At 35.9% G+C, this 7,019-nt stretch carries 12 protein-coding genes and 1 pseudogene; 4 read left to right on the forward strand and 9 right to left on the reverse strand.

Annotated elements, in window-relative coordinates; genetic code table 11:
- Window positions 1-2 precede the first annotated feature (2 nt).
- The 9 genes and pseudogenes from BM329_RS11495 to BM329_RS15240 form a co-directional block, all read right to left on the reverse strand.
- Window positions 3-1,508 (reverse strand): TIGR03752 family integrating conjugative element protein, encoded by a 1,506-nt coding sequence (locus BM329_RS11495; RefSeq protein ID WP_092553219.1) that lies wholly within the window; start codon window positions 1,506-1,508, stop codon window positions 3-5.
- Window positions 1,505-2,419 (reverse strand): TIGR03749 family integrating conjugative element protein, encoded by a 915-nt coding sequence (locus tag BM329_RS11500; RefSeq protein WP_041981961.1) that lies wholly within the window; start codon window positions 2,417-2,419, stop codon window positions 1,505-1,507. Before BM329_RS11500 ends, BM329_RS11495 begins: the two co-directional genes overlap by 4 nt.
- On the reverse strand, window positions 2,420-3,070 hold the full coding sequence (locus BM329_RS11505; protein WP_041981960.1) for a PFL_4703 family integrating conjugative element protein: 651 nt from the start codon (window positions 3,068-3,070) through the stop codon (window positions 2,420-2,422).
- Entirely contained in the window at window positions 3,067-3,432 is a 366-nt protein-coding gene (locus BM329_RS11510; protein WP_041981957.1) for a TIGR03750 family conjugal transfer protein, read from the reverse strand. The genes BM329_RS11505 and BM329_RS11510 overlap by 4 nt, the downstream gene beginning before the upstream one ends.
- A 12-nt stretch (window positions 3,433-3,444) precedes the next feature.
- Window positions 3,445-3,768 (reverse strand): TIGR03745 family integrating conjugative element membrane protein, encoded by a 324-nt coding sequence (locus BM329_RS11515; protein WP_245759069.1) that lies wholly within the window; start codon window positions 3,766-3,768, stop codon window positions 3,445-3,447.
- A gap of 84 nt (window positions 3,769-3,852) precedes the next feature.
- A complete protein-coding gene (locus tag BM329_RS11520) occupies window positions 3,853-4,098 on the reverse strand; it encodes a TIGR03758 family integrating conjugative element protein (RefSeq protein ID WP_041981954.1) in 246 nt (81 codons plus the stop codon).
- A complete protein-coding gene (locus BM329_RS11525) occupies window positions 4,098-4,427 on the reverse strand; it encodes an integrative conjugative element protein, RAQPRD family (RefSeq protein ID WP_092553224.1) in 330 nt (109 codons plus the stop codon). The genes BM329_RS11520 and BM329_RS11525 overlap by 1 nt, the downstream gene beginning before the upstream one ends.
- Before the next feature lie 306 nt (window positions 4,428-4,733).
- Complete coding sequence (locus BM329_RS15235) at window positions 4,734-4,865, reverse strand: helix-turn-helix domain-containing protein (protein ID WP_245759071.1); 132 nt, start codon at window positions 4,863-4,865, stop codon at window positions 4,734-4,736.
- 78 nt (window positions 4,866-4,943) lie between these two features.
- Window positions 4,944-5,302, reverse strand: a pseudogene (locus BM329_RS15240) (recombinase family protein); the annotation flags it as partial.
- A 292-nt stretch (window positions 5,303-5,594) separates the two neighbouring features.
- On the opposite strand from BM329_RS15240, the gene BM329_RS11535 reads away from it, so the two are divergent.
- The 4 genes from BM329_RS11535 (at window position 5,595) to BM329_RS11545 (ending at window position 6,815) form a co-directional block, all read left to right on the forward strand.
- Complete coding sequence (locus BM329_RS11535; RefSeq protein ID WP_092553227.1) at window positions 5,595-5,783, forward strand: hypothetical protein; 189 nt, start codon at window positions 5,595-5,597, stop codon at window positions 5,781-5,783.
- Between the two features lie 79 nt (window positions 5,784-5,862).
- On the forward strand, window positions 5,863-6,033 hold the full coding sequence (locus tag BM329_RS14740; protein ID WP_177216256.1) for a hypothetical protein: 171 nt from the start codon (window positions 5,863-5,865) through the stop codon (window positions 6,031-6,033).
- Window positions 6,034-6,173: 140 nt separating this feature from the next.
- On the forward strand, window positions 6,174-6,500 hold the full coding sequence (locus BM329_RS11540) for a fimbrial protein (RefSeq protein WP_041981952.1): 327 nt from the start codon (window positions 6,174-6,176) through the stop codon (window positions 6,498-6,500).
- A 72-nt stretch (window positions 6,501-6,572) separates the two neighbouring features.
- On the forward strand, window positions 6,573-6,815 hold the full coding sequence (locus BM329_RS11545) for a hypothetical protein (RefSeq protein WP_041981950.1): 243 nt from the start codon (window positions 6,573-6,575) through the stop codon (window positions 6,813-6,815).
- Window positions 6,816-7,019 lie beyond the last annotated feature (204 nt).

Consider the following 7,019-nt stretch of genomic DNA (forward strand, 5'->3'; position numbering starts at 1 on the left):
CCTTAATCCAATCCATTTTCCAAGTCACCAGATAAACTAAATCCGTAGTTAACCTTGCGTCCGCTTCCTTCATAATCAATTGGAATTTGGCGCGTAATATGCACAGCAACGGTCTTACCGGGAGGAACATAAACAGCATCAAATGTTTGCCCATAACGAGACTTCACCCAATCAGCAACATCTTTAAATCCGCCACCAATCGCTCTTCCTAACGCTGCTTGTCCTGCGTCTCCAGTAAAAGCTGAAGTTATTCCGCCATTTGAATTTGTTTGCGTTGTATATTGATTCTGAGAAAAAGCATCTCCAGCGGATGCAGCAGCAGTCAATGCAAATAATGTTGGTAAATATGTACCTGCATTAGTTTTTCTTTCTCCACTGATACACGGAATCCCGCTTTCGTCAGAGATCCAACCAATTGCACCGCCATTGGAACGCCCATTCGAACCATTATTATTTCCATCAGTCCTGTTACTCGATTGAGGCACTGTACGAACCCTACCATCAGCAAAAACAAACGTAATCGAAGTTACGTCTCCACGAACACACGAAAGAGTCCAATCACCAGTAGCCGTACCACTTATTACGGCTCCTTCTATATCCGGTAAATCAATTCCATTAGTCGTTAAGTTGTCTTTACCTACTACTACTTTAAACGGATATGGATCAGTTACTTTTCCATCAATGGGAACCCTTCCAAGCAATGCTGTCATTGCCTGACTTCCCACTAATGTAGAGTTTTCTGGTAATGTGTAAGCTGGTTCGATATCATCTTTTTCCTGTTGCCCATTTCTACCATCAATAGCCCTCTGATTTTTCGCAACACGATCTAATTCTGCTTTCTGGCGAGTAATCTCGTTATCTTCTAAAAAAGATATCGGAAACGTTAGTTTCGCTGACTGTCCCCCAATGCTTTTACTCAGGTCCGCAGACTGAGCATCTTGTGGGTTTATCCACACAAACCCATCCTTATAAGACACAGATGACTTTCTTTGCTGATCAAGCCCTAAGCCTATTGGAATATCACCAGATGAATTAGAGTTAACTGAATTAGAATTAACTGGTTTATTTGCCGAAAATGAATCACCTAAATTCTCTAATCGCTTCATCAGAGTTTGTTGCTCTTCTTTCAATGCTTGTTGTTTTTGGTCCGCTTCTTCTCGTACCACATTAACAGCAGCGTTAATTTGTCCCGATATATTCTGACTATTTGTCCGCAAACGTTCATTTTCCGAAATTAACTTCTGATTTTGCTCATCCAGAATACTTTGACGTTCGCGTACATCTTTCAACGTACCAACTAATGTGCGTAATGTATCTTCCGGCGTATCACCTTCAATTCCTAATACTTTTAATTCATCTGCATCCAGATTTTGCAAAGAATGATCCATATTGGTATTAGATAGTGCTGATTTATCAGGCTGACCGCAGCTTTTTATTCCGATAACAACAGCAATTGCTAGAATAGTTGGAACAAATACTTTGACTAAAGTATTAGATTTGATCTTCATTTGGAATTCCTCCCATTTTTATTAAAATCTTTTTTTAATAAAGTAGGTTCCGTAATAAAAGAATCTTCAGGTTTCCCTTTCATTACCAAATACAATGTCGTCGTATCTTCAGGAGTTCCGGTTGCTCCTAACCATTTATGTTGAAATGTAGCTGTTATAAATTGACCTTGTAATACACGAGGATCAAGCACCAAATTTTTTGAAGAAGAATTAGTAAATTTCAATGCTATAACAGACACACCATTAGAGCGCCATCCTGCCAGTGGCATAATTTGGACAGGAGCGTTTGGGTATAATGTTGTTATACGTTTAGGAAACGCTAACGGAATAGATTGAATACCAGAAACAGCTTCAACAGTTCTTAACGGGGCATACAAGCTCTGAGCAGCATAACGAGTTAATAAAACAGGAAGTGGAGCATTATAACCTGTTTTTTTCTGCTGCTTATTATTGTTTTGAGATTCAGAATTCAAATAACTATTTGCATTATCTGAACTCTGATTTTTATCGTTTGAAGAACGTTGTTGTGTTACTTCTCCAGAATAAATAAGACGCATTGGCTCCAATACTCCTTTTTTCTCATGAGCCTTTACATCCAATAAAATAATTTCTCCATTTTGTACATTCTGCAATTGCAAACGTGTTGGAGAAAATGCTTCTTCAGCTTTCAGATAAACTGTGCCCCCAGTGCTTTGAATTCGCAATTTACCATTTAATGTAGGAGGAAAACCAACTCGGACATTTTTTTCGACAAAAATAATTCGCTCTTCCCCAACATTCAGTTGAACCGGTAACGGGATACGTTCCCACTTTACAAGCTCAACTGCATGAGCAGTAAACGGCATTGTCGATGAAACTACAGGAAAAAGTAATGATAAAACCAAAAGTGCCGATGAAGAGTGACGTTTCATTTAAATTCCCTCCTTAGCATCTTGAGTTTTAGGAGTAGCTTCTAAACGCTGTGGAACCCCCTCATAACAATCTAAAGCTAACCCAAATTGATTTAATTCAGGATCTCCATCCCAACGCATAACCTTTATTGGATAACGAACTACCGTACGTTTAACGGGTTCAGAGTGATAATATTCATCAGCAACAACATCTAAATCAACAATCCAATTATCTCTATCAATAATTCGAACTTTACTTGCACTATATCCACGACCTGGTACTTCATAAATAACTCGAACACGATCTTTTAATTCACCAGTATTAGCACGATGTCGTGATTCATTTTCAAAAAATGCTTTACAAGACGGAGTTAAATAAGGTGATAACATTCCAATTTTTTGGGGAAAATCTGCCTCTCCATCTTTAGGCCACGAATTTAGTTGTTGAAAAATATAAAAAGTGAAAGCGTAGACTGTTGAATCAGGCACTTCCCACCAAGCTCTAGTACTGCCTGAGCGTAAATCGGAGGGATTATGGATAGTCAAATTACGCGGTGCATTCATCCAACCTCCCAAAGTGACTAAAAGAAGAGTAACCAATACAATACAAATAATACGTAATGTTAAAATATGTTGGTCACGATTTAATAAAGCATGACGAAATCGGCTCATTTTAAAATTCCCCTTATTCTTGCTCTGCGCAGTGACCATGCTTGATCATGAATAATTAAAGTAGAATCACCCATCCCCCATTTCCTTTTATTCAATGCCAAACTAAAATAAATATAATTACCAGGCTTTCCTCGTTTAATTTTCAACAAGTGTTTACCACCCAAAAACACTATTAATAGTGGCGTAACAAGTATGAAGGTTGGGATAACCACCCAACCTATAAAAGGAATGAAAAACAGACTAATTATCAGCCCTATTGCTGAACCAAATAACATAGCTAGCCCTAATTCAGGTGTAGTAAACCCGCGAAAAACAGTAGGCTCAGCATTTAATCGATCAGGCATGAATTGTATGGTCTGCATTTGATACTCCAATTAAAAAAGAATGCCTGCCGATTTTCCTACCAACCAAATTACAGCTACAAGCAATACGATTCCAACTACAATAATCGTGGCAAATTTACTCCATTCGGCTTTCCCTGCTCTCACCTCTGCAAATGTTGTAATAGCAGATTGAGCTACAACAATAAATGCAATGGCTGCTAGAATTAAACCACCAATAACAAGTCCATCCTGCACATGTCCTTTCAACGTATCCATCAAACCGCCACCACCACCACCGGATGAAGGGGGTTCAACTTTGGGCAATGCAGCTAAAGACGGTGTACTAACACCGAGTAAATATAAAAATGACACCATAGACAAAATACGTTTTTTAGAAAATTTCAATATTTTCAGTATATTCATATTTTTTAATTTCCAATTAAAATTTGTGATAATTAATTAACTTGCAAATATCCAAATGCAAACCAAAATCAAAATAATTGTGCGAATGACAAATTGTACAGAAGCTGCCTCTCTGACTTTCTCATTCGCCCAGCCTTTATAAACATCCAGTATTCCCCATGCTGCCCATAAAAATAAAACAGCTATAAAAGTACCAATACAAATTAGCTCTAAAGCTGCAAGAGGAACATCATTACCAGACGCAGCCTTAAATGCTTGTTCCTGAATACTATCCATTGCCATCAGCGTTGTTCCTTGCGATAAACTCCACTAATATTTTCTTGAGACTGAATAGGGGCAGTGGGCTGTGCTCGTGACGGCTCTAGATAGCGGTTAACACCCTGACGAATAATTTCAATATCTTTCGAGGCTTTTAAATAATCAAAATAAAATCGATTCCGGTTATTATCCTGATTTGCCAAAACCCGAGCACGTTCGAGAGCTGCTTGAACGTGCTCGAGTTGTTTTATCATTAACGCCAATTCATCTTTTTCTACTGCCCATACAGGATTTGTAAAAAAAGTGCCTAGCGTTAACATCAACGTAGCAGGAACTGAAGAACGTAAACGCATATATTACCTCTTGATGAGTTAACTTTGCGTTTAGGATAAATCTTTGAAAAAAAAATTCAGCAATAAACTCTTATTGCAAAATTTGCAAAAAAATTGTCAGATTTTAAATTGATCCACATGAAATAATCTATGCAAAAAACCCGTCAAAAATGAATTTTTCACTAGAAACCCTTAAATAACACTTTGAAGGGTTAATATAAAGCTATTTAATTTAAATATGTTAATTAACAAGTTGTTCATTTAATAATTTTTCAAGATAACCGTAGAAACAGAGAAACGCTCTATAAAACTCATGCATCTAGTAAATTAATATTTACTCTTATGACGATTATATATAGTCTGTCGAGTCACATTATATCGTTTAGCAATATCACTTATAGTAAATTTTTCTGACTCAACTAATACATCAATTTCTTTGATCTGATCCAATAACAACACAGGTGGGCGTCCACCTATTCGACCTCTAGCTCTGGCTGCTGCTAAACCAGAACGAGTTCGCTCTTTATTACGATTATGTTCAAAATTAGAAAAAATAGCTATCAACTGTAGATACAACTCACCAGCGAATGAATTGGTATCAATACTCTCTTTTAAACTTTCAAAATTAATACCACGTATCTGTAAATCTTCCATTAAATTAACCAAATCACGTAAACTTCCCCCTAACCGATCTAACGCCCATACTACTAACGTATCACCAGAACGTAATGCTTTCAGGCAATTATCTAGCTCGGGAGTTCCTGCTTTCCGTCTTCGTTCTCCTCCTCGTGAAACTTGCTCTTGGTATATTGTTCACACCCTGCATCACGTAGTGCATCTATTTGATGTGTTATGTCCTGCTCTATTGTTGATTTTCTGGCATATCCGATACGCATCCCATCCCCTTTTTATACACTTTTATTTTACATAGATAGTTTTACAAGTTTTTTGACATTTTTTCTAGAAAAGATACTCCATACAGAGAAAGTTTGAACTGTGTCAAAAAAACGATCGTTTTTTTGACAATATAGTATAAAGCATTTTGCATTATCATGTGTTTTGCATTATCATGTGTTTTACATGATAAACATTCATACGATAGGAGGGGAAAAGTACAGTCATATTTTGATATCCTATAGACTGTATCAGTTTATTGAACCAACTTATTTTTCATGGCAAGAGTATATTATGGAAGTTTACAGTTTAAGAGATTATATAGATGTTTATTATAAAGGAGTAAAAGCAGAATTTGCGCGCCGACAAGGTGTATCGCCACAATTGGTTAGCCAGTGGATTAAAAATGATTTTGTAGTAATAGATCATAATTTATATTCGTGGCGTAGGAATTTAGTAAAACCATTAGATAACGAGACATAGTTAAAAATAGTGGTGAGTTGTACCCCCATACGATTCACCGTGTAGCTTCATAATCATTAAACAGTAAGGCAACTTAATTATGATAGAAATGCACATTAAAATGAGCAAAAAATCAGCTCAGGAGTACACACAATCTGACAGCAACGATATCGAAAAGTTACAAGATTTAATTCAAGATAACGTCGTAATCAATCTTGATTTATGTAACTTTCCAACAGCAGAAATTACTGTAGAAGTTTTTGAGCAGTAATTAGATTAAGGAAGGTTGCTAGAATAACTCCATAATATATAACAAAAAAGCCATGAAGTTAGTAAAGTAGTAAGTAATGAGCCGTCTCCTATGCGGCTCATTATATAGCCTAATTATATTAACAGTAAGGCATCTAAACTATGAAAACCACACTATTTAAATCAATTTTTTTTACATCTTTACTTTCTTTACTTGCTACAAATTTAATATCAGTTAATTCTGTTGCTCAAGACATTAGTTCAGGTGTTATTAGATTTTCAGGTGCAATTGTTTCCCCGCCTTGTTCAGTGGACTTGAATAATGAAAGTAGTGCCAAAATCCAGTGTTTCACTGATAATAAAAAATCATCAAAAACAATAAATTTAAAACATACAAAGGAAATAAGTGGGAAGTTAGAAGGACTGGCAACGTTTACTATAAAGCAGGTTTCTAAAGATATAGCTATATTGGTAGTCGAACACATTTAAGATCAATTTAAATGTGGCGGGATGCCCCCCGCCAACGCGACAGAAAAAACTTATATCATATGAGGTTTTCAAATGTCACATATAGATTATATCAATAAACAAATTCATTACCAGCAATCTATTAATACATCCAACCCAAGATTATTTGACTTACCTTTTTTAAATATTGAACAATATGAGAACATTCTACAAAAACATCCCAAACTAATTGATGGCATAGCCAATATGCTAAGTTTGGTTATGGCCCAAAAGAAATACTCAACAAAAATAAATCATATAATTTCAATAAATAAGACAAAAAATAATGAACAATAATGTAAAGTTAAACGTTACATGCAAGTCAATTAATTAATGAGAGCAAAAATTAATATGAATTCAAATATTATTATGTGCAAAGAAGCCTTTGAGAAAGAAATAAAAAAAACTTGGATTCGCCTAATAAGTGCAATTTCTAAGAAAGGCGGTCAGTTGCTATAGTAGGCATCTTTCTCGCCAAAGGAAAATGCGCTATGGCCTATA

It is taken from the genome of Xenorhabdus koppenhoeferi (assembly GCF_900116635.1).
GTDB lineage: Bacteria > Pseudomonadota > Gammaproteobacteria > Enterobacterales > Enterobacteriaceae > Xenorhabdus > Xenorhabdus koppenhoeferi.

What these genes read in the sequence shown, in the direction of transcription:
- BM329_RS11495 (WP_092553219.1), bottom strand. Translation starts at nt 1,508, where the DNA reads ATGAAGATCAAATCTAATACTTTAGTCAAAGTATTTGTTCCAACTATT.
- BM329_RS11500 (WP_041981961.1), bottom strand. Translation starts at nt 2,419, where the DNA reads ATGAAACGTCACTCTTCATCGGCACTTTTGGTTTTATCATTACTTTTT.
- BM329_RS11505 (WP_041981960.1), bottom strand. Translation starts at nt 3,070, where the DNA reads ATGAGCCGATTTCGTCATGCTTTATTAAATCGTGACCAACATATTTTA.
- BM329_RS11510 (WP_041981957.1), bottom strand. Translation starts at nt 3,432, where the DNA reads ATGCAGACCATACAATTCATGCCTGATCGATTAAATGCTGAGCCTACT.
- BM329_RS11515 (WP_245759069.1), bottom strand. Translation starts at nt 3,768, where the DNA reads ATGGTGTCATTTTTATATTTACTCGGTGTTAGTACACCGTCTTTAGCT.
- BM329_RS11520 (WP_041981954.1), bottom strand. Translation starts at nt 4,098, where the DNA reads ATGGCAATGGATAGTATTCAGGAACAAGCATTTAAGGCTGCGTCTGGT.
- BM329_RS11525 (WP_092553224.1), bottom strand. Translation starts at nt 4,427, where the DNA reads ATGCGTTTACGTTCTTCAGTTCCTGCTACGTTGATGTTAACGCTAGGC.
- BM329_RS11535 (WP_092553227.1), top strand. Translation starts at nt 5,595, where the DNA reads ATGGAAGTTTACAGTTTAAGAGATTATATAGATGTTTATTATAAAGGA.
- BM329_RS14740 (WP_177216256.1), top strand. Translation starts at nt 5,863, where the DNA reads ATGATAGAAATGCACATTAAAATGAGCAAAAAATCAGCTCAGGAGTAC.
- BM329_RS11540 (WP_041981952.1), top strand. Translation starts at nt 6,174, where the DNA reads ATGAAAACCACACTATTTAAATCAATTTTTTTTACATCTTTACTTTCT.
- BM329_RS11545 (WP_041981950.1), top strand. Translation starts at nt 6,573, where the DNA reads ATGTCACATATAGATTATATCAATAAACAAATTCATTACCAGCAATCT.